Source organism: Rhizobium sp. WCS2018Hpa-16, from assembly GCF_031843705.1.
Taxonomy (GTDB): domain Bacteria; phylum Pseudomonadota; class Alphaproteobacteria; order Rhizobiales; family Rhizobiaceae; genus Agrobacterium; species Agrobacterium tumefaciens_C.
This window is the reverse complement of the sequence record NZ_JAVTIX010000002.1, coordinates 777,718-802,029: the sequence shown is the minus strand read 5'-3', so window position 1 is coordinate 802,029 and position 24,312 is coordinate 777,718. Positions and strand designations below refer to the sequence as shown.

Sequence of the window (24,312 nt, the reverse complement as noted above, 5' to 3'; positions counted from 1 at the left end):
TTATCCGTTTCTCAATATCCGAGCGGCGGGAGCGGCTCACGGGCCGGTTCGGCAGCGCGCATCACATCCGTGTCGTCTGTTTTCAGTTCCTGAAAGGCGCGCCAGATGAGCACAGCCAGAAAGCAGAAGAAGCAGAAGGAAATGACGATGGCTGTGAGGATGAGGGCTTGCGGCAGCGGGTTTGCCGTACTTGCCGCCAGAACATCTTCGCCGGGGCCGATGATGGGCGGCACTTCGCGCGTCAGCCTGCCTGCGGTAAACAGCAGCAGATTGACGGCATTGCCGAGAATGGCGATGCCAATCAGCATTCTTACGCTGTGGCGCGACAGCATGAGATAGATGGCGACACTGAAGAAGATGCCGACGAGAACGGCGAAAATGGGCTCCATCAGTCACGCTCCCTTTCTTCCAGTGCCAGCGCAATGGATGTGAAGCCTCCGACCACGACCAGATAGACGCCGATATCGAAGGAGATGACGGTGGCAAGCGGCACTTCAACGCCAACAAGGCTGGGGAAGATCCAGATACCCGTCATGAAAGGCACGGACGAAAAAACCGAGATGATGCCGGACAGCGTGGCGATGAGAAGGCCGAAGCCCGCAATGGACAGCGGATGAAAGACGATGGCGCGGCGCACGCTTCTGACGCCGAAGGCAATGCCGTAGACAGCAAAGGCCGAGGCCGCAATCAACCCGCCAATGAAGCCACCGCCCGGTTCATTATGGCCGCGCAGCAGCACGAAAACGGAAAACAGCAGCATGAGCGCGGTGATGACGGGCGCGATGGTGCGGAAGATCAATGTGTTCATGCCCTGTTATCCCCGGCTTTCGTGCCTGTTGCCGGTTTGGCGCGAATGCGGATCAAGGCGAGGATCGCAAGGGCCGTAATCATGACCACGGCGATTTCGCCCAGCGTATCTGTGCCACGGAAATCTACGATGATGACATTCACCACATTGTTGCCATGGGCGATGATCTTGGAATAGGCGCTGAAGAATTCAGTTAGGCCGGTGTTGAAGGGCCGCTCTGTGGCCTTGAGCAACATCAGCGCAAAGCCCGTGCCGCAGGCAAGTGCAATCGTTCCATCCAGCAGTTTCTGGCCGCGATGGCGGTGATCAGATGGCGAAAGCCGCAACCGCGTCATGACCAGCGTGAGGATGACGACAGACAGCGTTTCCACCATGAACTGGGTGAAGGCCAGATCCGGTGCGCCAAACAGCAAAAACAGCACGGCCACGGCAAAGCCCTGAATGCCGAGTGCGACGATGGCCGTCAGACGGCTGGCCGCCGTCAGCACCGCAATGAGGCCGATGATGGCGATGACGATGAAGGTGATCTCGTGCAGCAGCATATCCGTTGGCCAGCTCGGCATGGCTGGCAGTTCGCCATAGGCAAACAGCGGCACGAGCAGCACCAGCGCAATGATGGCGAAGGTGACGGTAACGTAGAATTCAAGCCTGCCCGGCTGAATGATGCGGGTGACATAAAAGGACAGTTTCACCAGCCCTGAGATGACCGCATCAAAAGCCCTGTCCGGCCCCGGACCTGCCGAGACCAGCGCCCGGTCCATAAGGCGTCGTGCCCGAGACAGATTGATATAGACCACGACGCCCAGCGCCACCGTCAGCAGCGAAAGGCCCAGCGGCACACCGATATGCGGTATAAGCGACATGGTGACTGGACGCGGCGCACCTGCAATGGCCGTGGCCATGGGCGTGGAAACGAGAGCATGGAAGCCGCTGGAAAAGAGCGCGGCCAGAAGACCCACCACGGCCAGCACGGCAGGGCCAAGCCACAGCAATACCGGGCCTTCATGCGCTTGTTTCGGTGTTTTCCTCGGCTTTCCGATGAAGGGTTTCAGCGCCACGGCAAAGGCGATGGCCAGCATCAGCGCATTGCCGATGATGGCGATACCGGTGAACAGGATCGCGCGTGGATTGGCGTGCGCCAGCGCATAATAAATCTCTTCCTTGGCGAGAAAGCCGAGAAACGGCGGCAGACCGGCCATTGAAAGGGCAGCGGCCATGGCGGCGATGAAGGTGATGGGCATGGCGCGGCGAAGCCCGCCAAGCTTCGTCACATCCCGCGTTCCAGCCTCATGATCGATGATGCCGGCGACCATGAAGAGCGCGCCTTTGAACAGAGAATGGGCGACGAGATAAAGGACCGCCGCCTCGATGGCGTGTTCGGTGCCGATGCCGGTCAGCATGACGAGCAGGCCGAGCGACGACACGGTCGTATAGGCCAGCATCAGCTTGAGATCCGTCTGACGGATGGCCAGAAACGCGCCGGTCAGCATGGTCAGCCCGCCGAAGAATGGCAGCAGAATTTCCCAGGCCGCCGTATCTCCCAGAACGGGATTAAGCCGCATCAACAGATAGACGCCCGCTTTGACCATGGTGGCGGAATGCAGATAGGCTGACACCGGCGTTGGCGCTTCCATGGCATTGGGCAGCCAGAAGTGAAACGGAAATTGCGCCGATTTGGTAAAGGCACCGCCCAGCACCAGAAGCAATGTGGCGAAATAAAACGGGCTCTGGCGCAGCACATCATTGCCATGCACCAGAAGTGAAAGCTGGGTGGTACCGCTGATATTCCAGATGAAGATGAGGCCCGCCAGAAGCGCCAGCCCGCCACCGCCGGTGACGACCAGCGCCTGCAAGGCAGCGCGGCGCGAAGCTTCACGCTTGTGATCGAAGCCGATGAGCAGGAAGGAGGTGATCGAGGTGAGTTCCCAATAGACGAACAGCATCATCAGGCTATCCGACACCACCACGCCCAACATTGCGCCCATGAACAGCAGCAGAAACGCCAGAAAACGCCCCTGCTGCGGATGGCCTTTCATATAACCGCCTGCATAAAGCACGATGAGCGTGCCGATGCCGGTGATGAGCAGCGCAAAGGTCAGCGACAGGCCATCGATGAACCAGGAGAAGCTGAGGTTGAAGCTGGGCACCCAGACATAGCCGCCCGTGACGACCTCACCTGCAGCAATTTCCGGCAGGAAACCCAGAAAGTGGAGGAAGGCGAGCGCCGGGGCGAGTGCCAGCAGCCACGCAGCTCTGTGGCCCAACCGACCAACAGCCACGGGTGCGCATAATGCCATGACAAATGGCAAAAACAGCACGAGGAATGTCATCGACGTGACATTGGCAATCATCTTGTCTCCCAGCCCTGCCGATGTTCACGGCCTTGTCATGTTGTCCTTTCAATTAGGCCATTAAGGGCATGCACCTCAACAGTTTTCGGCCAAACTGGCAGTAACAAGGTCTTTATCCCCAGCAACAGACGCATTGCCGCCATCCCCTCTTTTAACATTGAGCCCTCGACCCTATCTTGGGGACAAACGAAAGGATCTCCTGATGAGCGATCACCCAGCACCCAAAATCACCAAGTCCGATGCGCAGTGGCGCGAGGAACTGACGGCGGACCAATACCGGATTCTGCGCGAACACGGCACCGAGCGCCCGTTTACCGGTCCCTACTGGAACAGCACGGAAAAAGGCCTCTACCGCTGCGCCGCCTGCGATGAGCCGCTGTTCATCTCCGACACCAAGTTCGATGCCGGTTGCGGCTGGCCGAGCTATTTCGAGCCGGTCAAGGCGGATGCGGTGACCGAACATCGCGATACGGCGTTTGGCATGGTCCGCACGGAAATTCGCTGCGCCAATTGCGGCGGCCATCTTGGCCACGTGTTCCCGGATGGTCCACCGCCAACGGGCCTGCGCTACTGCATCAACGGGCATTCCATGGTGTTTGAAGCGCAAGAATAAGCGGATTTGAAATATGGAAAGGCCACGCGACCCCTTGGGGCGGCGTGGCCTTTTTAATGTCGGCTCGTCTTAAGCGCCGGTCGCGAATTCAAAGCCCTCATCAGCCCAGCCGGTCATGCCGCCGATCATGATTTTGACCGGCCTGCCAAGGCGGGCGAGATTGAGCGCGGCGTGGTCGGCACCGTTGCAATGGGGACCGGCGCAATAGGCGACAAACAATCTATCGGCAGGCCACTCGGCCATGCGACGCTCGGTGATATCAGCATGACGCAGGTGCACCGCGCCCGGAATGTGCTTGCGGGCAAAGACCTCAGGCGAGCCCACGACATGCAGCAGCACAAAATCCTGTCCACCATTCTTCATGGAAGTGAACACGTCCCAGCAATCGGTTTCCAGTGCCAGCAATCTTGAGAAATGTTCGATGGCCACCTGTGACGGTGCGGCGGGAACTTGCGATACGAGGCTCATGGGCGTCTCCTTCTGATGTCGATGGAGACACTGTATCCGCGATAGAAAAGCACTGGCAGATGGCATGATTGCCATATATGCTCAATATCATGCCAAAACATCAGACACCGCCCCCACACAACCGCCTTGTCGTTGCCCTTGCCTATGATGGGCTGTGCACATTCGAATTCGGTGTTGCCGTTGAAATCTTCGGGCTGGCCCGGCCCGAAATGGGCGAGGATTGGTATCGCTTTGCCGTGGCGGGCAGTGATGAAGGCGAGATGCGGGCCACGGGCGGTGTGCGTTTCCTTGTGGATGGCGGGCTGGAATTGATCGAGCAGGCGGGGACCATCATCGTGCCGGGCTGGCGCGGCATTCATGAGAAGGTGCCGGAGGCGCTGTGCGTGGCGCTGCGCAAGGCGCATGACAACGGGGCGCGGCTTCTTTCGCTTTGCTCCGGTGTTTTCGTGCTGGCTGCGGCGGGGCTTCTCAACGGACGACAGGCAACAACCCACTGGCGCTACACCGATGCGCTGAAGGCGCAATTCGGCGAGATCGAGGTTCTGCCTGACGTGCTCTATGTGGATGGCGGCACAGTGCTGACGGCTGCCGGAAGTGCGGCAGGCATCGACCTTTGTCTCCACCTCGTGCGCCGCGATTTCGGATCGAAGGCGGCCAATATGGTCGCGCGGCGGCTGGTGGTGGTGCCGCACCGCGATGGCGGACAGGCGCAGTTCATCGACAAGCCGGTTCCCGAGACACATGAGAGGGCGCGGCTGGGGCCGCTGCTGGATGCTGTTCAGGCCGACCTTTGCCAGGATTATACCGTGGCAAAGCTGGCGCAGATGGCTGGCATGAGCAGCCGCACCCTGCTGCGCCGTTTCGAGGCTGCAACCGGCATGACACCCGCCCGCTGGCTTTTGTTGCAAAGGCTTTCCAAGGCCAAAGACCTGCTGGAAACGTCGAAAATGGGCATGGAGGGCATTGCGCAGACAAGCGGGCTTGGCAGCGCCGCCAACCTGCGGCACCACTTCCGCCATCAATTTTCCATCACCCCTGCGGCCTATCGCGCCCGCTTCGGCACGAAAACGCTCACGCTACTGGAAGCTTGAGTTCCATGCAGGTGAGGTCCAGCCAGCGGCCGAATTTAGTGCCGACTTCTGAAAAGCGCCCGGCAACGCGAAAGCCAAGGGATTCGTGAAGGCGGATGGAGGCGGTATTTTCCGCTTCGATGGCACCGATGAGGACGTGGACGTCATTGCCCTTCGCGTGCTCGATCAATGCCTGCATGAGCTGCTTGCCAGTGCCAGCACCGCGTCCGTCCTTATGGACATAGATGGAATGTTCGCGGGTGTGACGATAGCCATCGAAGGCGCGCCAATCGCCATAGGATGCGTAACCGACAACCGCGCCGTCCTTGATGGCGACGATAACCGGAAAGCCCCGGTCCTTGCGGGCCTTGAACCACTCCGTGCGGTTTTCGAGATCGACCAGAACATCGTTCCAGATCGCGGTCGTGTTGAGCACCGCGTCGTTATAGATATCCATGATGGCGGGAAGATCGTTCAGGGTGGCGTCGCGGAGTTCTATTGTCATGCTTTGTGCTCACTGCAAATCAATGTTGCAGCAAGCATAGTGCATCTTCCGGGACTGTGCAGCGGTTTTACGCGACCGAAGGTGCCATGCTGAAACTGGTCATGACGGCCACATAATGCACCGCAGCAGCCGTGACCACGAAACCGTGCCAGATGGCATTCTGGAACCTCAAGCGTTCCCACACGTGGAAGATGACGCCCATGGAATAAATGATGCCACCGATGACGATGAGCCAGAGGCTGATGGGCGGCAGATGGTAAGACAGGCGATCTGCCACCATGACACCGCTCCAGCCCATGGCGAGATAGAGAGCGATGGTCAGCCGATCAAACCGGCCGGGAAAGAAGCATTTGAGCATGATGCCGGACAGCGCCGCCGCCCAGATGCCAGCCAGCGTGACGGCAATCATGGGGTCTTCGATGCCGCGCTGAAGAATGGGCGTGTAGGTCGCGGCAATGAGGATGAAGATGCCGGAATGATCCAGCCTGCGCAGCAGCCATTTAACGTGGGAATGGGGCCAGATATTATAGGTGAAGGATATGGACAGACAGGCCACCAGACCCAGAGCATAGATCCAGACAGCCGCGATAGCGCTAAAGCTTCCCCACAGGGTGACGTAGAAGATCAGGGCCGTTGCGCCGATCAGCGCAAAGACGATGCCTATTCCGTGGACAATGCCATCAGCAACGATTTCTGGAAGGTCATAGCGGCGTCCAAAGCGCCATAGCTCACTCATGGTCTGTTCCCGAATAGAAAGTGAGCAGATCATGCTACCAATATGAGTCGGGAACAAGACCGGGCGTGCGAAAGGCGATCACTTTGCGTTCACGCCTGTCGCAAAAGTAAGGTTGGCAGGGTGCCAGTGGCCTAACGGTCCACCAGAACGGAGCATTTGGCGTGGCGCACCACGCGGTCTGCAGTCGCGCCGATGAAATAATTGGTCATATCTGGCGTGTGCGAGGCGATGATGATGAGGTCGGCTTTCAGATCCACAGCAGCCGCCAAAATCTCGCGGGCGGCAGAGCCGTTGCGGACCTCGACAGAGCCGACAAAAGGCGACGTCTGCTGCAGGGCGGTCAGCCTTGCTTTGGCATCATCGATTGCATTTTCAATGATGTCGAGCGGCAGATCGATGGCCAGATAATTCGGGAGATCCTCGACCACATTCAGCAATATGATTTCACCATCTCTGCCAAGCAATGCTTCGGCTTTCTTGAGGATCTTCTCGCCTTTTTCAACGGCGCTGAAATCAACCGGAACAAGAATTCTGTTATACATGTCTGTCTCCTGCATGTCAGATGCCCCTAGTCTACCCAATGAAGCGGAGGGCGTAATTGATCCGCGTCAAGCCAAACGCGGTTCATTGTCAACAATGAGTGCACACTCTTTCACCAAACGGCCATCTTTCGTGAACGATGGAACGCGCGCATAGTGGCCCTCAGATTGCCGCAGAGGCACAATTTTCATGGGAGTGCATGAGTTGGTTAAAGACGAGATGTTTGCATTGACGCGCCCTACCTATGTGGGTCAGGCGCATCTTGTGGTGCAGGATCTGGCAGGCGTCTCGGCGTTTTACCAGAAGATCATCGGCCTCTCGGTTATCGAGAAGACGGCAAGTGGTGAGGTTCTGGGCGCAGGCGGCCAGCCGCTTTTGACGCTGACGACCGGCCACGGCACGACACGCGCACCGGCCAGCGCCGCCGGCCTTTTCCACACCGCATTTTTAATGCCGACCCGCAGCGATCTCGCTCTGTGGCTGACCCATGTTGCCAATAACAATGTACCGCTTCAGGGTGCTTCGGACCATCTCGTCAGCGAAGCTATCTATCTGGCCGACCCGGAAGGCAACGGCATCGAGGTTTACCGGGACCGGACGCCGCAGGAATGGAGCTATCAGCCGGATGGCACGGTTTCCATGGCCACCAACCGGCTCGACCTTCAGTCCCTCTATGACAGCGCGCCGAAAGCAACATTCGCCAAGGCCCCTGACGGCACGGCCATTGGCCATATCCACTTGCAGGTGGGCGATATTCCGCAGGCCGATGTTTTCTATCAGGATGTGCTGGGCCTGAAGATCATGGCGCGCTATCCCGGCGCGAGCTTTTTCGGCTCCGGCGCCTATCACCACCACGTGGCCGCCAATATCTGGAACAGCCGGGGTGCCGTAGCCCGCACAGGCAACATGACAGGCCTTTCCGGCTACTCCCTGAAATTCAACGAGAAAGCTGCTCTGGACAGTGCTGTTGCCGCACTCGAAAAGCTGGAAATTGCGACGACACGCCAGAGCGATGGCATTACGCTGAACGACCCATGGGGCATCGGCTTGACGCTTTCGGCGCAGGCTTAAGAACAGGGCGGAATGGCGATTCTGGTTGTAGCCTCGCCATTCCACACTTAAATATTCTGAAACCTTGGAACCGGTGTTTAAGTCGAGCGTTCAACGCCCTGATGGGGGACTGCTTGATGAATGAACAGACGAAAATCAACCGGAAGATTGCTGAGCGAAACCTTATCTCTGCCGAGCATAAGGAGCTCTTGATGGGCGGGGCAATGGGTTCCGCACAGGATGATGAGCGAAGCCAGCAGCCGCTGGGCCGTGAGGCGCTGGATGTGGCTGTTGCCTGGTCCACTGTCGGCATTTTTGTCGTCATCATGATGGGCGTCATCCACTCGCTTTCCATCATCCTCATACCCGTGGTCATGGCCATCGTGGTGGGCATGATTCTGGGCGTGGCGGCCACCAAGCTAAATTCCTATGGCATTCCGGGTTTTGCCGTGGCGCTCATTCTCTCGTCCGCTGTGGCGCTTGTTTTCTTTCTGGTGATCAATTCGCTGATCGATCCGCTTTCGACTCTTGCGTCTGAAGGGCCAATGATCGTCGAAAAAGCCATCGACCGCTTCGTGCCCTATCTGCAAAGCCTGCGCTGGTTAAACGTCTCCTCCGCTACCTTCAGCCTGAATTCCATTTCGATGGAATCGCTGATCTCTCGCAGTGGCGATATCATTTCGGTGGTTGGATCGAACATCACGCCCGCCATCGTGCAGGGCTTGATCTTCTTTGCGGCACTGCTCCTGTTTCTCTACAGCCGTGTGCGTCTGCGCAAGGCAACCATCATGGCCTTTCCCCAGCGCCACCAGCGCCTGCGCACCATCCGCACCATCGCCTCCATCGAGCAGGTTCTGAGCTCCTATTTTGCCACGGCTTCGATGATGTATGCGGGCCTCGGTGTCAGCATGGTTGTCATCGCTTATGCGGGTGGCCTCGCCATGCCGTTCCTATGGGGGCTGTTTGCGTTTCTTTCCAGCTTCGTGCCGTTCCTCGGCATCACTGCCATGACACTGGCTTTAACGGTTGGCGGCATACTGACCCATGACAGCCTGATCCTCGGGCTTTTGCCTGCCGTTGTGTTCTTCACCATTCACCTGCTGATGGAAAATCTGGCTTTTCCGGCGGTGGTGGGCAAGAATATGGAGATCAATCCGTTTCTGGTCTTCGTCGCCATCATCTTCTGGACATGGATGTGGGGTGCTGCCGGTGCCATGCTCGCCCTGCCGCTTTCGCTGATCGGCATGACGGTTGCGCGTGAGCTGTTCCCATCGCGCCGGGTCGTGCCGAATCTGCCGTCCTGATTACATGATCAGTTCGATGGTGGGTGGAAAGCGGGGTCATCCAGCCGGGTGAAGATGACGCCTCGGGCTTTGAGCGCCAGCAGACCCTTCACCACGCCTTCGCCCGCCTCATGGGTGGGCTGGTTGATGTGGGAGATGATGACATCTCCATCCTTGGCCGAGGCGATATGTTTTGCCGTCGCCCCCGCGCCCAGCAGTGAGCCGCCATCTCCATTGATGGAAAAGCCCGCGACGCGTTCTCCCAACTGATTGATGGTTGCCATGGAGGTGCGGGTGTATTTGGCGGTTGCGCCGCGAAACCATTGCGGTTGATGGCCGGTGGCAGCGGCGATGGCCCGCATGCCGCCTTCCACTTCCTGCTGCACCGCTTCTGTCGAGCCAGCGGCCGCGATCCCATAAATCAGCGTGGGTTTGTCCACCGCCGGAATGTGGTTTTCGCCGTGGTTTTCCAGTTCGAAAAGGTCGGGATGATCCAGCATGATGGCCAGCGCCTGCGGATTGTTGCGCAGCCAGCGGGCCGTGACGAAGATGGTCGCGGGGATTTTCTCTGTCACCAGCGTATCGAGAATACGGAAATCCGTCTTGCCCATGCAGGCATCCAGCGTGACGGCCACGCGCACGGCATTGCCCTTGGCCGTCTGCATTTTCAGTGTCGGTTCCAGCAGCCCATCGCCTGCGAAAGCGCAGGTTGCAGCGGAGGCCATCAGCACAGTGATGGCGATTGTCTTCAGCATAGTCAGGCGCTTTCTTCGATCACGAGCCAGAAGCCATTCTGCCCGCAACGCGCCGGAATTATGGCGCAGAGGCCGATGGCTAATCCAGCTCCGCAAGCTTGGCAAGTGCTGCTTCCACGCGCGCGCAAGCGCTGACATCGGGCGGCATGATCGGAAGGGGTGGCTGGCGTTGGGTCAGCGACAGAAGATTGGCCGCCGCATACATGACACGGAAACTGCCCAACTCCTGAAACAGTGACCAGAAGGGCTGGAAGTGTTCTTCGATGCGCTGAACCTCTGCCGCATCCCCCGCTTGCGCTGCGCGCGCCAGGCGAAGGCTGGGCTCTGGCAACAGACCGCCAATGACGCTGTACCAGGCATCGGCACCTTGCAGCAGAGCTTGGGATGAGCCCCAATCTCCGCTATAGCCGATGGAGAAGCCTTCACCCAGCCGTGGGCGCAGGCGCTCCAGTTCAGCCTTGAAGGCCATGTCCGCTGGCAGCGGCATTTTGATCGCGCAGATATTGGGAATATAGGCTAGCCGCACCAGCAGCTCGTCACCGAAGGAAAACTTCGTCGTGGTCGGATTGTTGTAGATGCAGAGCGGCAGGCTGGTTGAACCAGCCACCGCTGCGACATGATAATAGGCTTCTTCCTGCGTCAATGGCGTGTAGGACACGGGTGCCAGCAGCAGGGCATCGGCACCGGCGGCCTCGGCATCCTTGGCAAGTGCCACGGACTGATCGGTGCGCAGCGCACCGACACCCACGAGCAGCGGCCGCTTGCCTTTGAGGATATCCGCAGCCGCCTGGACGGCGCGAAGGCGCTCGGCACGGGAGAGATAGGCATAGCTTCCAGTGCTGCCGAGAAGGCCAATGGAATCGACCCCGGCTGCATCCAGCCGCTCGACCAGCATTGACAGCGCCTCGACATCGACAACCCCGTCGTCATCCGTCGGTGTCAATGGAAACGCAGAAAGCCCTTGAAATCGTACAGTCACGAACACCTCCCCCAATGCCTTAGGGGAAAATGATTATGCCGCAAAACCGCAGGCTGCAATATCAATCATAGAGATAATGCTTGGCCCATTGTTCCTCGGGGACTTTTTCGCCAACCTTGTAGTTAAAGTCACGGATGCCAAGGGTTGAAGGCGTGATCTGACACTTGTAGCGAAGGCGGTACCACTCACCGCCGCTTCGGAACACGGCACCTGCGGCCTTGATGCTATCTGAGGTCACATCCGGGTCGCCAAAGGCGTAGGCGATGACCTTGTCGGGCTTCATGCCCTTCTGTTCGCTGGCAATCCGCTCCATCGCTTCGATATCGCAACGCTGCTCAAGGCGTTCTTCGGGTGCCAGCACGTTCAACTGGCGCAGAATATTGGCATCGATGGCAAGCGCTGGCGCCGCCATGGGCACGGATATCAGGGCTGCGAGAAGGGCAACGGGCGTAAGCTTATGCATGGGGTCCTGTCGAGCTTGTCGTTTCTTCTTTTTCTGATTCGCGGAGCAATTCCACGCGGCGACCTCCACAGGACGGATGTGTCAGATTTGCGATCCCGCTCAAAAATGTCAGGGAAAATCGATCAAATTTTGCGGAGCGCTTGCGCTGCCCTTTCGGTTTTCGACCTTGATACCCACCAGCCCGCGCTCTACATCTTGGCATACACGCAGACCGATTTTCCATGAAAGCGAGTAACTCTTGTCCATTTTCAAAAATCTGCCCGCAGCGCCGGTTGCCGCGAAGAAACCATTGAGTGACACGCATCACGACATTACCCGCACGGATGATTACGCCTGGTTTCGGGCTGATAACTGGCAGGCCATGTTCAAGGACCCGACGTTGCTGGACCCCGAAATCCGCGCCCATCTGGAAGCGGAAAACGTCTACATGGAAGCGGCCATGGCCGATACTAAGCCGCTTCAGGAGAAGCTGTTTGAAGAGATGAAAGGCCGCATCAAGCAGGATGATTCCTCCGTGCCGGTCAATGACGGTCCATTCGCCTATGGCACGTTGTTCGTGACCGGTGGCGAGCAGCCGCATTATTTCCGCACGCCGCGCGGTGGCGGCGACAAGCATGTGCTTCTGGATGGCGACAAGGAAGCGCAGGGCAAGGATTATTTCCGTCTTGGTGGGCTCGACCAATCCAGCGACCACAGCCGTGGCATCTGGGGCTATGACGACAAGGGCTCCGAATATTACACGCTGCGCATTCGAGAGTTGGAAACCGGCGAAGACTTGGCTGACATCATCGAAAACACAGCCGGTGGCGGTGCCTGGGCACCCGATGGCAAGAGCTTCTTCTATTCGCTGCAGGACGAAAACCACCGCCCGTCCAAGGTCTTCCACCACATTATCGGTCAGCCGCAATCATCAGACCGTCTGGTATACGAAGAGAAGGACCCCGGCTTCTTCATGGGCGTTGGTGCATCCGTGCTGGATGATTTCATTTTCATCGACATTCACGACCATGAAACCAGCGAATACCGCCTTCTTTCCACCAAGGATTTGACCGCTGAACCGCAGATCGTGGCGGAGCGTGAAGAGGGCATTGAGTACTCGCTATGTGAAGGCGGCGATGTTTTCTACATCCTGACCAATGATGGCGACGCTAAGGATTTCCGCATCTGCCAGACGCCGGTAACGGCACCGGGCAAGGAAAACTGGACCGAAGTCGTGCCGCATGAGCCGGGCCGCCTGATCCTCTCCATCGATGCCTATGCGCGCCACCTAATCTGGCTCGAGCGCCGCGATGGCCTGCCGCGCCTCGTTATCCGTGACCGGACAAGCGGTGAAGAACACAGCGTTGCCTTTGACGAGGAAGCCTATTCGCTGGGCCTGCATGGCGCCGCCGAATACGACACCAACGTCATCCGCTTCAGCTATTCCTCCATGACCACGCCGAGCCAGCTGTTCGATTACGACATGGTGACGCGCGAACGCACGCTTTTGAAAACGCAGGAAGTGCCATCGGGCCATAATCCTGACGATTACGTCACACGCCGCATCATAGCTCCTTCACATGATGGTGCGCTGGTGCCGGTCTCCCTGCTCTACCGCAAGGACTTAGCCCTGGATGGTTCTGCCCCGTGCCTGCTTTACGGCTACGGCGCCTATGGCATGTCCATTCCGGCATCGTTCAGCACCAACAATCTGTCGCTGGCCGATCGCGGCTTTATCTATGCCATTGCCCATATCCGTGGCGGCAAGGATAAGGGCTTCGAGTGGTATGAGAACGGCAAGATGGAGCACAAGCAGAATACTTTCAAAGACTTCATTGCCGCTGCTGACCATCTGGTGAAGGAAGGTTTCACCGCCTATAGCGGCATTGTGGCCGAGGGTGGCTCTGCCGGTGGCATGCTGATGGGTGCGGTTGCCAATATGGCACCGGAGAAATTCGCGGGCATCATCGCCGCCGTTCCCTTTGTGGATGTTCTCACCACCATGCTGGACGACACATTGCCGCTGACGCCGCCGGAATGGCCTGAATGGGGCAACCCGCTGGAATCGGAAGAAGAGTATCGCTGGATTGCAGCCTATAGCCCCTACGACAATGTGGGGCAGAAGCCCTACCCGCCGCTTCTGGCGATTTCCGGCCTGACCGACCCGCGCGTGACCTATTGGGAGCCGACAAAATGGGTGGCAAAGCTACGTGAACACACGACGGGTGAAGCCCCTATTCTGCTCAAAACCAACATGGCGGCTGGCCATGGCGGAAAGTCCGGTCGCTTCCAGCGGCTGGAAGAGATTGCCTTCGAATATGCGTTCGCGCTGAAGGTGGCTGGCAAGGCTGCTGCTTGACGTTTACGTTTAGTCGGGATGCTCGGGCACGTCCCGTGCATCTGCACCCTTGCGTCTTCGGAGACGTGGTTAGATCCTCGGGACGGGCCCGAGGATGACGGTGATCGGGGCGAAATTGAAGGCGGTCGGTAAGGCTGCGGCTTGAGGTTGGCAAACGCGCGCCGTCGTCATGCTCGGGCTTGACCCGAGCATCTAACCACGTTGCATCCGCAGAAGTGTGATTAGACATTAGGGCCAAGCCCGAGGATGACGAACTCGATGGAAATCGGGATAAAATACCTACCGAAATGATTTTTGTGATATTTTTTTCCACAAAAAATCGACGCCATCGCTACTTGCAATATATATTTGTCATTAATTGAATTTTCATTTTTTATGCAGTTAAGCCGCCATTTAAAACAGTAAACGGCAAACCATCCGAAGTATTACAGAATCACAGAAATGGTTCCGCGACGCCGCGCATGGCTGCGATGCGGCGTTTTGCGTTGCAATATCATCTTCTCGCCGTATTATAGAACCCGTTGACATATTTATGCGTTTCTCGCCGCTGTGATTGCGGCCTTTTCCGTCGCCTCGTAGCGGCTTCTATTTGACGATCATTTTTTCGTCTTTCCGCGCATGTCACTCAACGTGGAGTTTTCGCACAGCTTTGCGGAATCGTCGCTCCATGGCTTCATCTTTGCGTTCTGGCTGCGGACATCGCGTTCGCGTCAGCGCTTTGGCAGGCCGGGCTTTGCAGTGCCCCGGTATGTCTAACATAAACACTGCATCAGACTTGGGGGTCTTACAATGAAGAAACTCCTCGCCTCGACCATTCTTGTCACGGGCTTCACCCTTGCCGCTGCCGCTGGCGCAAGCACCGCAAACGCCGCTGAGACATGCGGCAATATCTCCATCGCAGAAATGAACTGGGCCTCTGCGGGCGTCGCGGCTTATGTCGACAAGTTCATCATGGAAAACGGTTATGACTGCACGGTCGATATCGTGACCGGCGACACCACCCCGACCTTCACCTCCATGAACGAAAAAGGCCAGCCGGACATGGCGCCTGAAATGTGGGTGAACACGCTGGGCGCTCCTTACGAGGAAGCCGTCAAATCCGGCAATCTCATTCAGGACGTGAAGATCCTGAGCGAAGGCGGCGTTGAGGGATGGTGGATTCCGAAATACCTCGCCGATGCACATCCTGATATCAAGACCGTTGAAGATGCGCTGAAACACCCTGAACTTTTCCCGGCACCGGAAGATGCCAGCAAGGGTGCGGTCTTCGGCTGCCCTCCCGGCTGGGGTTGCCAGCCAACGACGGCCAATCTCTTCAAGGCACGCAAGGCAGATGAAAAGGGCTTCACGCTGGTGGATACCGGATCTGGAGCGGGTCTCGATGGCTCGATTTCCAACGCCTATGAGAAGAAAGCGGGCTGGCTCGGCTATTATTGGGCACCAACGGCCATCATGGGAAAGTATGACATGGTGAAGTTGGATGACGGCGTGCCGCTCGACCGCGAAGCCTATGACACATGCATCGTCAAGGCCGATTGTGCCGACCCCAAGCCGAACGCCTATCCCATTGCCGATGTCTATACGGTTGTGACGAAGGCGTTTGCCGAAAAGGCCGGCCCTTCAGCCGAATACGTGAAGAAGCGCGCTTGGGACAACGGCACACTTGCCAAGGTTCTGGCCTGGATGGATGAAAACCAGGGCACCAACGAAGATGGAGCGGCCTATTTCCTCGAAAACCACGAGGACATCTGGACGAAGTGGGTTTCGCCAGAAGTGGCTGAGAAGATCAAGGCTTCGATCTAATCAAGATGAGGCGAGGCCGCGAGATGATCGCGGCCTCCGCATCTGTGGATACCCATCCCCACAAGCTTCTCCATCAACACCTTAGGGAAAAAAACAATAATGGCCCTCTGTAATGTTCTGCCGGATATGCTGTGCAAGTTTCCGGCCATTGGCAACAGCACCATGCGCGTGGCGCGCAAGACAATCGATGACGGGTTTCGCGATATTGTTCGCAGCTATGGCGACATAATCGATGCCGTTGTGCACCCGTTGCAACTGTTTCTGAACGCATCCGAACGCTTTTTCACGCAGACGCCGTGGATCATCATCTTTCTTGGCCTGCTGGCCATGGTGCATCTGGCGGGGCGCAGTTTCCGCATCACGCTTGGCACTGCCGTTTCTCTGTGCCTCATCGGCGCTGTTGGCCTGTGGCGGGACGCGATGACGACGCTGTCGATTGTGGCGATTGCAACGCTGATCGCCGTGCTCATCGGCCTGCCGCTTGGCATTCTCATGGCGCGGTCTGAGAGGCTACAGCGTTTCATCAATCCCGGTCTGGATGTGATGCAGACCATGCCGAGCTTCGTTTATCTGATCCCCGTTGTCGTGATTTTCGGCATTGGCAAGGTGCCGGGGCTGATCGCGGTTGTGATCTACGCCATTCCGCCGATGATCCGCCTGACCAATCTGGGCATTCGCATGGTGGACCGGGAAACGCTGGAGGCCGCCGATGCTTTCGGTTCTTCCAACACCCAGAAACTGTTGAATGTGCAACTGCCCTTGGCGCTGCCCACCATCATGACCGGCATCAACCAGACCATCATGATGTCGCTCGCTATGGTCGTCGTTGCCTCCATGGTCGGCGTTGGCGGGCTGGGCAAGAATGTCCTGCAGGCCATCAACAACCAGTTCTTCACAATCGGCTTTCTGAACGGCTTTGCGCTGGTGGCTATCGCCATCATGTTTGACCGCGCAAGTCAGGCCTTCGGCAAGCGTTTGCAGAAATATCGCGAGGTGCAGCATGGCTAAGGACATTGAAATCCGGAATCTTTACAAGATCTTCGGCAAACATCCCGAGAAGCATCTTGAAGCCGTTAAAAACGGTTTGAGCAAGACCGAGCTGAACGACAGGCACGACCACGTGCTGGGCCTCAACAACATCAACATCACCATGCCCGGCGGCAAGATTACCGTGGTCATGGGGCTCTCCGGATCGGGCAAATCCACTCTGATCCGCCACATCAACCGGCTGATCGACCCCACGGCAGGCGAAGTGCTCTATGGCGGGCAGGATGTCTGCTCCATGGGAACATCCAGCTTGCGCGAGTTTCGACGCCACAAGACGGCGATGGTGTTTCAGAAATTCGGCCTGCTGCCGCACCGCACCGTTCTGGAAAACAGCGTCTATGGCTTGGATATTCAGGGCGTGTCCCGCAAGAACAGCAACGAGAAGGGCCGCTATTGGCTGAACCGGGTGGGTCTGGATGGGTATGAGGAAAATTATCCTAACCAGCTATCCGGCGGCATGCAGCAGCGTGTGGGTCTCGCCCGGGCACTCACCAATGATGCCGACATTCTGTTGATGGACGAGGCCTATTCGGCGCTCGATCCGCTGATCCGCGTGGACATGCAGACCATGTTGCTCGATCTTCAGCAGGAGCTGAAGAAGACCGTTGTCTTCATTACCCACGATCTGGACGAGGCGCTGCGGCTGGGCGACCATATCGCTATCTTGAAAGACGGTGAGATGGTGCAGCAGGGTGATGGGCAAAGCATTATCCAGCATCCGGCCAATGAATATGTCAGCGACTTCGTACGTGATGTGAACCGGAGCCGTGTGCTTCAGGCCACGACCGTGATGGAGCCGGCGACCAGTGCGCCGGACAGTATTTCGGTTCTGGAAACGGATACGCTGGAAACCATCGCCCGCGACATGACAGACGCCAACGAGACAACGGCGCAGGTGGTGGACGAGGATGGCAAGACCGTGGGCAGCATCGGCATCGAAAACCTTATGGCGGCGATGGTAACGCCCGCAACGCAGGATGATGCGGCACCTGTTGAAGAGCCTCCCAAGCCACAACTGGTGACAGAATCGGAAAAACGCAGCGCCTGATTCCCTCTAGCCCTTCGCGACTCACGTTGCGCAGGGCGATTTACGGCACAGAATCGGCCCACGTGGCCGATTTTTTTGTTTTGCAAGACCCTAAAATGCAAAAACGAAGCACCAGTTTCACACCTGTCAAGCGGTGAACGCCCTCCCAGCCTCAACGACGCAAGCTTCGCGCAAGCTTCAGCCGTTAATACTTCGTTAATCAGGCAAAGAGAGGCTTGCTATGAATATCAGCAACAACATCGGCGGATCGGCCCAACACGGTCGTTCACCGCACATTGAGAAGCGTGCCACAGAGGCCGTCGCGCCTGAACAGCAGCAGGTCATCCTCAGCGGCAGCAAGATATCGTTCGTCAACGCTCTGGAAGCGACGTCGCTGGCCAACGTTCTCTGGACCGTTAACAACGAAGCATCCGCAAATGATGCCGTTTCCCAGGGTGGCGCTGCTCAGGTCGAATCCCCGTGGTTCAGCCAGGCCTACACCGAACATTGATCGTTCCCGTCACGCCTTTCCCAAGGCGTGATCAGATGACAGGTTTATCGTTAAGATTGACTTAACGGACCTGAAGCCGCGACAGCGCGGCTCCTTGCATGCAGCTTGGCCTCAAGCCAGATGATTTGCCCATGCTACCGTCAGCCATGATTGGCGGCGTTGATTTCAACCGTGATATGCGACAGTTCCTTGATCGACTGCAGCTTCTGCCGATAAAATGACGGCGCATGCGAAGATGCCGTTTGGACGACCACAATGGCCGCATGATGCCCCGGCCCTACCTGCCACACATGCAAGTCGGTAATCCTGTCGCCAGCCGTTTCCAGCATGCTGCGAATCTGGCTGGACAAGCCATGCGCCTGCGGCGCCGCATCCACCAGCACAGAACCGGTGGAGCGCAAAAGCCCCCAGGACCAGCGTGCAATGACCAGCCCGCCGACGATTCCCATGGCCGGATCCAGAAACGTCCAGCCGTTCCATTTGCCGAGCAGAAGCGCGACGATGGCGAGCACTGATGTCAGCGCATCCGCCAGCACGTGCAGATAGGCTGCGCGCAGATTGTTGTCCTTGCCGGCATGACTTCCATGATTGGCGTGACTTCCATGATGAGCATGATCGCCATGGTGGGCGTGGCTACTATGGGAGTGACCGTGGTCATGGTCGTGGTGATGATGGTGGTCGTCCTTCAAAAGCCATGCGCTGCCAATGTTGACCACGAGACCGATGGCCGCGACAGCAATGGCCTGATTGAAATCAATCTCCACCGGCGAGAAGAACCGCAACAGGCTTTCCCAGGCAATCATGACAGCCGCAACGCCCAGCACGACCGCACTGGCAAAACCGGCGAGATCCCCGAATTTGCCGGTACCGAAGGTAAAGCGGGCATTGCTGATCTGGCGGCGCGCATAGAGATAGGCCAGCGCCGAAATCACCATTGCGCCTGCATGGGTAGCCATGTGCCAGCCATCAGCCGTCAGCGCCATGGAGCCGAACCAGCTTCCGGCGGTAATTTCGGCGATCATCATGATGGTGGTCAGCGCGATGACCGCCCAGACGCGTCGCTCGTTGCGCTCGTGGTCTTCTCCCAGAAACACGTGGCCATGTGTGCCGTGATCATGAGGATGGGGGTGTGAATGGGGATGATCTGTCGCTGCAGTCATGGCGCACCTCTTATCGCATGTAGGTTTTTAGAACCTGTGCCAGTTCTTCCGTGGCACGGGCACGCTCTTCGTCGTTTTCGGCATGCAGCACATGCTCATGCAGATGATCCTGCATCACCTCACCCGTGAGGCCTGATAGAGCGCCGCGCACAGATGCCAGCAATTGCAGCACCTCTCCGCAGGGCTTGCCACCTTCCAGCGCCCGCTCCACCGCTTCCATCTGCCCCTTCAAACGGCGGATGCGCGCCAGCAGCTTGTCCTTGTTCTCGATCGTGTGTGACATGATGCTCTCTCAATATAGTATAGGGGGGTAGGGTATATTGGATGTGGTCAGGGCGCAAACGTTCTGGATCACCTTGCCATGGGCAAGCCTTACACCTATATCTACAGAAGCTATAGATATGAGGCGATCATGTATTCCATCGGGGATCTATCCAGAACCACAGGCGTCAAGGTCACGACCATTCGCTATTACGAGCAGATGGGTCTGCTGCGTGCTGCCGAACGGTCCGAAGGCAACCAGCGGCGTTATGAGACGTCAGATCTAGAGCGCCTCGCCTTCGTGCGGCACGCCCGCGATCTCGGCCTTAATATCGATGCCATCCGCGAGTTGATTGCGCTCAGCCAGCACCGAGAAATGCCCTGCGACGGCGCAGACCGCATCGCTGCCGACCATCTGGCCACGGTGCGCGAAAAGATCGCCAAGCTTAAAAAGCTGGAGCACGAGCTGGAGCGCATCGTCTCTCACTGCGACGGCCATTCCATTGAAGACTGCTACGTCATCCGCGCGCTCTCAAACCACGAATTGTGCGAGCATGAGCATTGAGAAATGCAGACCACTTGACTCAATCCCGTTTCCAGCGCATTGAATGTCCCATGATCAACGCACGCGCACTCATTTCCTGCACGTATTTTTGGGCCTTCCTTTAAGGGCGGCTCGACAGATCATTTTGTCAACAAGCCGCCGTCAGGCGGCTTTGTTGTTTTCAAACGTCCTGACGGCAAAAACCAGAACCCGAAGGACACGAGAATGACCGAAGACAGCCTTCTGACCCTGCCGAGACCGCCTGTTGTGACCATTCGTGCTGCGCGCAAGGATGATCTGCCTGAACTCAACGAGATGATTGAGCTTCTGGCCGCTCACCATGGCGATGCGGCGGGAATTACGCCGGAAAAACTAGAGCGTGATCTTTTCGGCAACGTGCCTTGGATTACGGCGCTGGTGGCAGAGGCGGACGATGCTTTGATCGGCTATGCCATTCTCATGCCACTCTACCGCGCCCAGGAAGGTCGTCGCGGCATGGAACTGCACCATCTTTTCGTGCGTGATGGTCATCGTGGCCATGGCACAGGTCAGCATCTGGTGGCGCGCGCCAGCGATGTCGCCAAGCGTTGCGGCTGCGACTTCATGTCCGTGGGTGCCGCAACCGGCAATTTCGCGGCACATAAATTCTATGAAAACATGGATTTCATACCGCGCCCCGTCACCGGCATGCGCTTCATGCAGGCCCTGGCTTGAGACGCTGAAGCGTTGTGGCGTGGCAATTGCCCGCCCGCCTTCCCCAAGGGCTGCCGTGCATTTTACAATGGATATTCCGGGGAGCTTCCGAGGACCTTGCAGCAGCCGGAACAGGATAAGCATCCTATCCGGCGCGGCTCTGCGCCCAAAAAATCAGGACGGGGCATTAATTCGGCTTTAATCCTGTTCTGCAGAAACAGTCTATCCCCATAATTTCAATAGTATTGAAAGGTTTTAGGCGTAACTAATTGAGATGTCTGTGGGATGAAGCCGCAGTTGGCAGTTGCCGCTTTCCAGGATGGAGAGTTCAACCAACCGGTATCCAATATGAATATCAGCAATATTTCGATTTTGAAGAAAGTTAGCCTGGTGGTTGCACTCATGGGGCTTGCGGCCTTTGCAATCACCATCGCTGGAACTCAAGGCCTCATGTCGCTTGGCACTGCCTTGAAGGATACCGGCACGAAGGAAGAAGCTGCACGCGAAGCAATGGACCTGCGTGTAGACATTATCGCAATCAGCCGCATGACCTACCAGCTGGTTCTGGCGCCCGAGAAATCTGCAGATTTTGCAGCGGAAACCGAGAAACGCGCCAAGGAAATGCTGGAGCGCCTTCCCAAAATCGCGACAGCTGCGGATGCAACCGAAAAGAAGCAGCTTGCCGACATCGGCACAGCGCTCAATGCCTATTTTGATAAAATCCGGGCGCTGGTGAAATTGACCGCTACCCCATCCATCACGACCGATGCGCTCAAGGCGGGTCTTGCAGACAGCCTTGAAGGCCAGAAGGCCGTGACCGCCGCTGTGAAGGTATACAGCACCTATTCCGGCGAAGAGCTGAAAGCATCGCGTGCGAATGCGCTTTCCGTGTCCAGCGTAACGATGATCGTTCTGGTAACGACCGCCGTGATCTCGATTATCGGCGGCGTGATGGCCGGACTGTTTGTTGGCGGACGCGGCATCTCGCGTCCTGTGCGCCTGCTCACCGAGCGGATGAGCCGTCTTGCAAAGGGAGATCTGCACGATCCGATCGGTGGTGTGGACCGTCAGGACGAAATTGGTGAAATGGCCCGTGCGCTTGAAGTGTTCAGAGCCAACGAAATGCAGATGCGTGAGATGGAAGCTCAAGAAGCCGCCCTCACCGCGCAGAGCAAAGACTTGCAGTCCTCGATCAGCGGCATCGTTGCTGCGGCTGCGGCTGGCGACTTCTCCAAGCGTATTGCCAAGACGTATGAAGACGCGGACCTGCAGACTTTCGCAGAAAGCGTCAATGAACTGGTCATTAATGTCGATCTGGGTGTTACAGAAGTTCGCCGCGTTATCGCTGCCCTGTCTGAAGCCGACCTGACGCAGGAGATGAATGGCAGCTATCAGGGAGCCTTTGCTGAACTGCAAACCAACGTCAACCAGACGCTGGCAACCTTGCGCGCCACGATGCAGACCATCCGCCATGCTGCAGGCACTATCACTGACAATTCCGGCGAATTGTCTTCCTCTGCCAACCAGCTGGCACGACGCACCGAACAGCAGGCCGCAGCTCTCGAAGAAACCGCTGCAGCCCTGGAAGAAATCACAACCACCGTCAAGACATCGACTGCGCGTGCCAATGAAGCGACGCAGATGGTGCGCGACACCAAGAGCAGCGCTGGCAAATCCGGCAACATCGTTCGCAACGCAATCGATGCCATGGGCCGGATCGAACAATCCTCGCAGAAAATCGGTCAGATCATCTCTGTCATCGACGAAATCGCCTTCCAGACCAACCTTCTTGCCCTGAACGCCGGTGTTGAAGCTGCGCGTGCCGGTGAAGCGGGTCGTGGATTTGCTGTGGTTGCGCAGGAAGTTCGCGAACTGGCCCAACGCTCGGCAAATGCTGCGCGCGAAATCAAGGGCCTCATCACCACCTCGGCAGATGAAGTCAAGGGTGGCGTATCGCTGGTTCTGTCGACCGGGGAAGCGCTGAAAGAGATTGAAGAGCTCGTCAACCGCGTCGATGACCATGTTACGACCATTGCGCGGGCCGCTGCGGAGCAATCCATGGCGCTCGGAGAGATCAACAGCTCGGTCAACCATATGGACCAGATGACCCAGCAGAACGCCGCAATGGTGGAAGAAACCACCGCCGCCAGCCAGATTCTAGCCGATGAAGCGCGCCAGTTGCATGCCCAGCTTGAGCGTTTCCGGTTGGAAAGCAACGGTCAGTCAGGCCAGCGCTACCGCGCAGCAGCCTGAACAGGACAACATTGAATCTAAAGAAAACTCGGCATCTGATGCCGCGTTTTTTGTTGCGCAAAGCTTAAGCCATTTCCCTCAAGAGGTCTCGCGGCCACCCCCCTGCCAGTTTCAGCCTTTTTGCTCAAAAGCTTTTCCGATAGCATAGCAAACATCGATGATTGCAGGAGATGACTATGCCCCGTATTGCCTTGGCACTGACCGAGGAATTTGCTGATTGGGAGCCCGCTATTCTGACGGCAATGGCGCGCGGTTATCTGGGCGTCGATATCGTCACCGCATCCCCCGATCGTGCGCCCCTCACCTCCATGGGTGGGCTGAAGATCGTCCCGGATACGACTTATGACGCACTGGACCCGGAGACTGTTCACGCGCTGGTCATTCCCGGCGGCTTGATCTGGGAACGGAAAATGGCACCGGATTTCACCGATCTCGTCCACCGCTTTCGCGCGCAGCACCGCGTAGTGGCTGGCATTTGCGCAGCAGCGAGTGCGCTTGCCGCAACAGGCGTGTTGAACAACGTGGCCCACACCGGAAATTCCGTGGCGTCACACTCCACCTATATCACCTACGAGGGTGCCGAACACTACCTCGACCAGCCCCAGGCCGTCAGCGACCAAGGCATCATCACGGCACCTGGAACCGCACCTGTGAGTTTTGCGAGTGAAATATTGAAAGCGCTCGATCTCTGGGGGCCGGAGGCGGAGGCCGAGATGGCGGGGTTTGCGGCGGAGCATCTCTAACGGCGGTCAAGCACACGACACGCACGCGCAGTCCCCTCAATCGGATTTTCTGTCATCGCGCGCCTGACGTCTCTGCTGTTGATGTGCAGGCTGCGATCGGCGGCAAGTGTCAGGCTGCTGATCTTGGCTGAGGCGGCCTTGAGAAAGGCCTCGCGGTTCTCAGCAAAGAACTGAAGACACGCTTCCCTTTGCGGCTCTTTGCCCAGCAAAGCCTTAAAGGCCAGCCGGTGCATGGCGCAGGGTGCGCCATGGCCGGGAACGGAAAAACGCAAGGCATCGAGCCCGTCGCTCCATTCGCTTGCGGTTTCCAT

The 24,312-nt window shown here is 57.7% G+C and carries 26 protein-coding genes; 13 read left to right on the top strand and 13 right to left on the bottom strand.

The features are described from left to right. Nucleotides 1-11: 11 nt before the first annotated feature. The 3 genes from RQI55_RS09940 to RQI55_RS09930 are packed head-to-tail and all read right to left on the bottom strand — an operon-like array spanning nucleotide 12 to nucleotide 3,159. Entirely contained in the window at nucleotides 12-389 is a 378-nt protein-coding gene (locus tag RQI55_RS09940; protein ID WP_311272529.1) for a Na+/H+ antiporter subunit C, read from the bottom strand. After that, nucleotides 389-808, bottom strand: a complete 420-nt coding sequence (locus RQI55_RS09935; RefSeq protein WP_042618289.1) for a Na+/H+ antiporter subunit B — start codon at nucleotides 806-808, stop codon at nucleotides 389-391. Before RQI55_RS09935 ends, RQI55_RS09940 begins: the two co-directional genes overlap by 1 nt. Beyond that, a complete protein-coding gene (locus RQI55_RS09930) occupies nucleotides 805-3,159 on the bottom strand; it encodes a putative monovalent cation/H+ antiporter subunit A (RefSeq protein ID WP_311272528.1) in 2,355 nt (784 codons plus the stop codon). The genes RQI55_RS09935 and RQI55_RS09930 overlap by 4 nt, the downstream gene beginning before the upstream one ends. 202 nt (nucleotides 3,160-3,361) lie before the next feature. Between RQI55_RS09930 and msrB the strand changes: the two genes are divergently transcribed. Continuing rightward, nucleotides 3,362-3,772 (top strand): peptide-methionine (R)-S-oxide reductase MsrB, encoded by a 411-nt coding sequence (gene msrB / locus RQI55_RS09925; RefSeq protein ID WP_192063635.1) that lies wholly within the window; start codon nucleotides 3,362-3,364, stop codon nucleotides 3,770-3,772. A 69-nt stretch (nucleotides 3,773-3,841) separates the two neighbouring features. Here msrB and RQI55_RS09920 read toward each other — a convergent pair whose 3' ends face one another. Further along, on the bottom strand, nucleotides 3,842-4,240 hold the full coding sequence (locus RQI55_RS09920) for a rhodanese-like domain-containing protein (RefSeq protein WP_243256437.1): 399 nt from the start codon (nucleotides 4,238-4,240) through the stop codon (nucleotides 3,842-3,844). Nucleotides 4,241-4,329: 89 nt separating this feature from the next. On the opposite strand from RQI55_RS09920, the gene ftrA reads away from it, so the two are divergent. After that, on the top strand, nucleotides 4,330-5,331 hold the full coding sequence (gene ftrA, locus RQI55_RS09915) for a transcriptional regulator FtrA (RefSeq protein WP_243256438.1): 1,002 nt from the start codon (nucleotides 4,330-4,332) through the stop codon (nucleotides 5,329-5,331). Here the strand turns inward: ftrA and RQI55_RS09910 are convergent. From RQI55_RS09910 to RQI55_RS09900, 3 genes are all read right to left on the bottom strand, one after another. Then, on the bottom strand, nucleotides 5,312-5,815 hold the full coding sequence (locus RQI55_RS09910) for a GNAT family N-acetyltransferase (RefSeq protein ID WP_243256439.1): 504 nt from the start codon (nucleotides 5,813-5,815) through the stop codon (nucleotides 5,312-5,314). The two genes, ftrA and RQI55_RS09910, sit on opposite strands and share 20 nt — an antisense overlap. A 67-nt stretch (nucleotides 5,816-5,882) precedes the next feature. Then, complete coding sequence (trhA, locus tag RQI55_RS09905) at nucleotides 5,883-6,551, bottom strand: PAQR family membrane homeostasis protein TrhA (protein WP_243256440.1); 669 nt, start codon at nucleotides 6,549-6,551, stop codon at nucleotides 5,883-5,885. A 131-nt stretch (nucleotides 6,552-6,682) separates the two neighbouring features. Further along, nucleotides 6,683-7,093 (bottom strand): universal stress protein, encoded by a 411-nt coding sequence (locus tag RQI55_RS09900; protein WP_243256441.1) that lies wholly within the window; start codon nucleotides 7,091-7,093, stop codon nucleotides 6,683-6,685. Nucleotides 7,094-7,280: 187 nt separating this feature from the next. On the opposite strand from RQI55_RS09900, the gene RQI55_RS09895 reads away from it, so the two are divergent. Both RQI55_RS09895 and RQI55_RS09890 read left to right on the top strand, forming a co-directional pair. Beyond that, complete coding sequence (locus tag RQI55_RS09895) at nucleotides 7,281-8,162, top strand: VOC family protein (protein ID WP_243256442.1); 882 nt, start codon at nucleotides 7,281-7,283, stop codon at nucleotides 8,160-8,162. 116 nt (nucleotides 8,163-8,278) lie between these two features. Further along, nucleotides 8,279-9,445, top strand: a complete 1,167-nt coding sequence (locus tag RQI55_RS09890) for an AI-2E family transporter (RefSeq protein ID WP_243256443.1) — start codon at nucleotides 8,279-8,281, stop codon at nucleotides 9,443-9,445. 8 nt (nucleotides 9,446-9,453) lie between these two features. Here the strand turns inward: RQI55_RS09890 and RQI55_RS09885 are convergent, their stop codons facing one another. The 3 genes from RQI55_RS09885 to RQI55_RS09875 all read right to left on the bottom strand — a co-directional run bounded on the left by RQI55_RS09885 (nucleotide 9,454) and on the right by RQI55_RS09875 (nucleotide 11,621). After that, on the bottom strand, nucleotides 9,454-10,179 hold the full coding sequence (locus tag RQI55_RS09885) for a polysaccharide deacetylase family protein (protein WP_243256444.1): 726 nt from the start codon (nucleotides 10,177-10,179) through the stop codon (nucleotides 9,454-9,456). Between the two features lie 79 nt (nucleotides 10,180-10,258). After that, nucleotides 10,259-11,158, bottom strand: a complete 900-nt coding sequence (locus RQI55_RS09880; RefSeq protein ID WP_243256445.1) for a dihydrodipicolinate synthase family protein — start codon at nucleotides 11,156-11,158, stop codon at nucleotides 10,259-10,261. A 61-nt stretch (nucleotides 11,159-11,219) separates the two neighbouring features. Continuing rightward, complete coding sequence (locus tag RQI55_RS09875; RefSeq protein WP_192063628.1) at nucleotides 11,220-11,621, bottom strand: DUF930 domain-containing protein; 402 nt, start codon at nucleotides 11,619-11,621, stop codon at nucleotides 11,220-11,222. A 238-nt stretch (nucleotides 11,622-11,859) separates the two neighbouring features. Between RQI55_RS09875 and RQI55_RS09870 the strand changes: the two genes are divergently transcribed. From RQI55_RS09870 to RQI55_RS09850, 5 genes are all read left to right on the top strand, one after another. Continuing rightward, nucleotides 11,860-13,959, top strand: coding sequence for a S9 family peptidase (locus tag RQI55_RS09870; RefSeq protein WP_311272526.1), 2,100 nt, complete (start codon nucleotides 11,860-11,862; stop codon nucleotides 13,957-13,959). A gap of 789 nt (nucleotides 13,960-14,748) precedes the next feature. Then, entirely contained in the window at nucleotides 14,749-15,762 is a 1,014-nt protein-coding gene (locus RQI55_RS09865; RefSeq protein ID WP_192063626.1) for an ABC transporter substrate-binding protein, read from the top strand. Nucleotides 15,763-15,861: 99 nt separating this feature from the next. Continuing rightward, nucleotides 15,862-16,770 carry a proline/glycine betaine ABC transporter permease gene (locus RQI55_RS09860; RefSeq protein WP_042618276.1) on the top strand — a complete coding sequence of 303 codons (909 nt, stop codon included), beginning with the start codon at nucleotides 15,862-15,864 and terminating at the stop codon, nucleotides 16,768-16,770. Further along, nucleotides 16,763-17,857 carry a glycine betaine/L-proline ABC transporter ATP-binding protein gene (locus RQI55_RS09855; protein WP_243256447.1) on the top strand — a complete coding sequence of 365 codons (1,095 nt, stop codon included), beginning with the start codon at nucleotides 16,763-16,765 and terminating at the stop codon, nucleotides 17,855-17,857. The genes RQI55_RS09860 and RQI55_RS09855 overlap by 8 nt, the downstream gene beginning before the upstream one ends. Nucleotides 17,858-18,077: 220 nt before the next feature. After that, on the top strand, nucleotides 18,078-18,347 hold the full coding sequence (locus RQI55_RS09850; protein ID WP_192063624.1) for a hypothetical protein: 270 nt from the start codon (nucleotides 18,078-18,080) through the stop codon (nucleotides 18,345-18,347). Nucleotides 18,348-18,487: 140 nt separating this feature from the next. Here the strand turns inward: RQI55_RS09850 and dmeF are convergent, their stop codons facing one another. Both dmeF and dmeR read right to left on the bottom strand, forming a co-directional pair. After that, entirely contained in the window at nucleotides 18,488-19,507 is a 1,020-nt protein-coding gene (dmeF, locus tag RQI55_RS09845; RefSeq protein ID WP_311272525.1) for a CDF family Co(II)/Ni(II) efflux transporter DmeF, read from the bottom strand. A 10-nt stretch (nucleotides 19,508-19,517) separates the two neighbouring features. Continuing rightward, nucleotides 19,518-19,790 (bottom strand): Ni(II)/Co(II)-sensing transcriptional repressor DmeR, encoded by a 273-nt coding sequence (gene dmeR / locus RQI55_RS09840; RefSeq protein ID WP_243256450.1) that lies wholly within the window; start codon nucleotides 19,788-19,790, stop codon nucleotides 19,518-19,520. Between the two features lie 129 nt (nucleotides 19,791-19,919). Between dmeR and RQI55_RS09835 the strand changes: the two genes are divergently transcribed. The 4 genes from RQI55_RS09835 to RQI55_RS09820 all read left to right on the top strand — a co-directional run bounded on the left by RQI55_RS09835 (nucleotide 19,920) and on the right by RQI55_RS09820 (nucleotide 24,001). Continuing rightward, a complete protein-coding gene (locus tag RQI55_RS09835; protein ID WP_311272569.1) occupies nucleotides 19,920-20,333 on the top strand; it encodes a helix-turn-helix domain-containing protein in 414 nt (137 codons plus the stop codon). 204 nt (nucleotides 20,334-20,537) lie between these two features. Beyond that, complete coding sequence (locus RQI55_RS09830; RefSeq protein ID WP_042618268.1) at nucleotides 20,538-21,026, top strand: GNAT family N-acetyltransferase; 489 nt, start codon at nucleotides 20,538-20,540, stop codon at nucleotides 21,024-21,026. A gap of 327 nt (nucleotides 21,027-21,353) precedes the next feature. Continuing rightward, nucleotides 21,354-23,258, top strand: coding sequence for a methyl-accepting chemotaxis protein (locus RQI55_RS09825; RefSeq protein WP_042618448.1), 1,905 nt, complete (start codon nucleotides 21,354-21,356; stop codon nucleotides 23,256-23,258). A gap of 176 nt (nucleotides 23,259-23,434) precedes the next feature. Beyond that, on the top strand, nucleotides 23,435-24,001 hold the full coding sequence (locus RQI55_RS09820) for a DJ-1/PfpI family protein (RefSeq protein WP_311272524.1): 567 nt from the start codon (nucleotides 23,435-23,437) through the stop codon (nucleotides 23,999-24,001). Here the strand turns inward: RQI55_RS09820 and RQI55_RS09815 are convergent. Continuing rightward, the gene (locus RQI55_RS09815; protein ID WP_243256457.1) at nucleotides 23,998-24,312 is read right to left on the bottom strand and encodes a hypothetical protein; all 315 of its coding nucleotides are present in this window, start codon (nucleotides 24,310-24,312) and stop codon (nucleotides 23,998-24,000) included. The two genes, RQI55_RS09820 and RQI55_RS09815, sit on opposite strands and share 4 nt — an antisense overlap.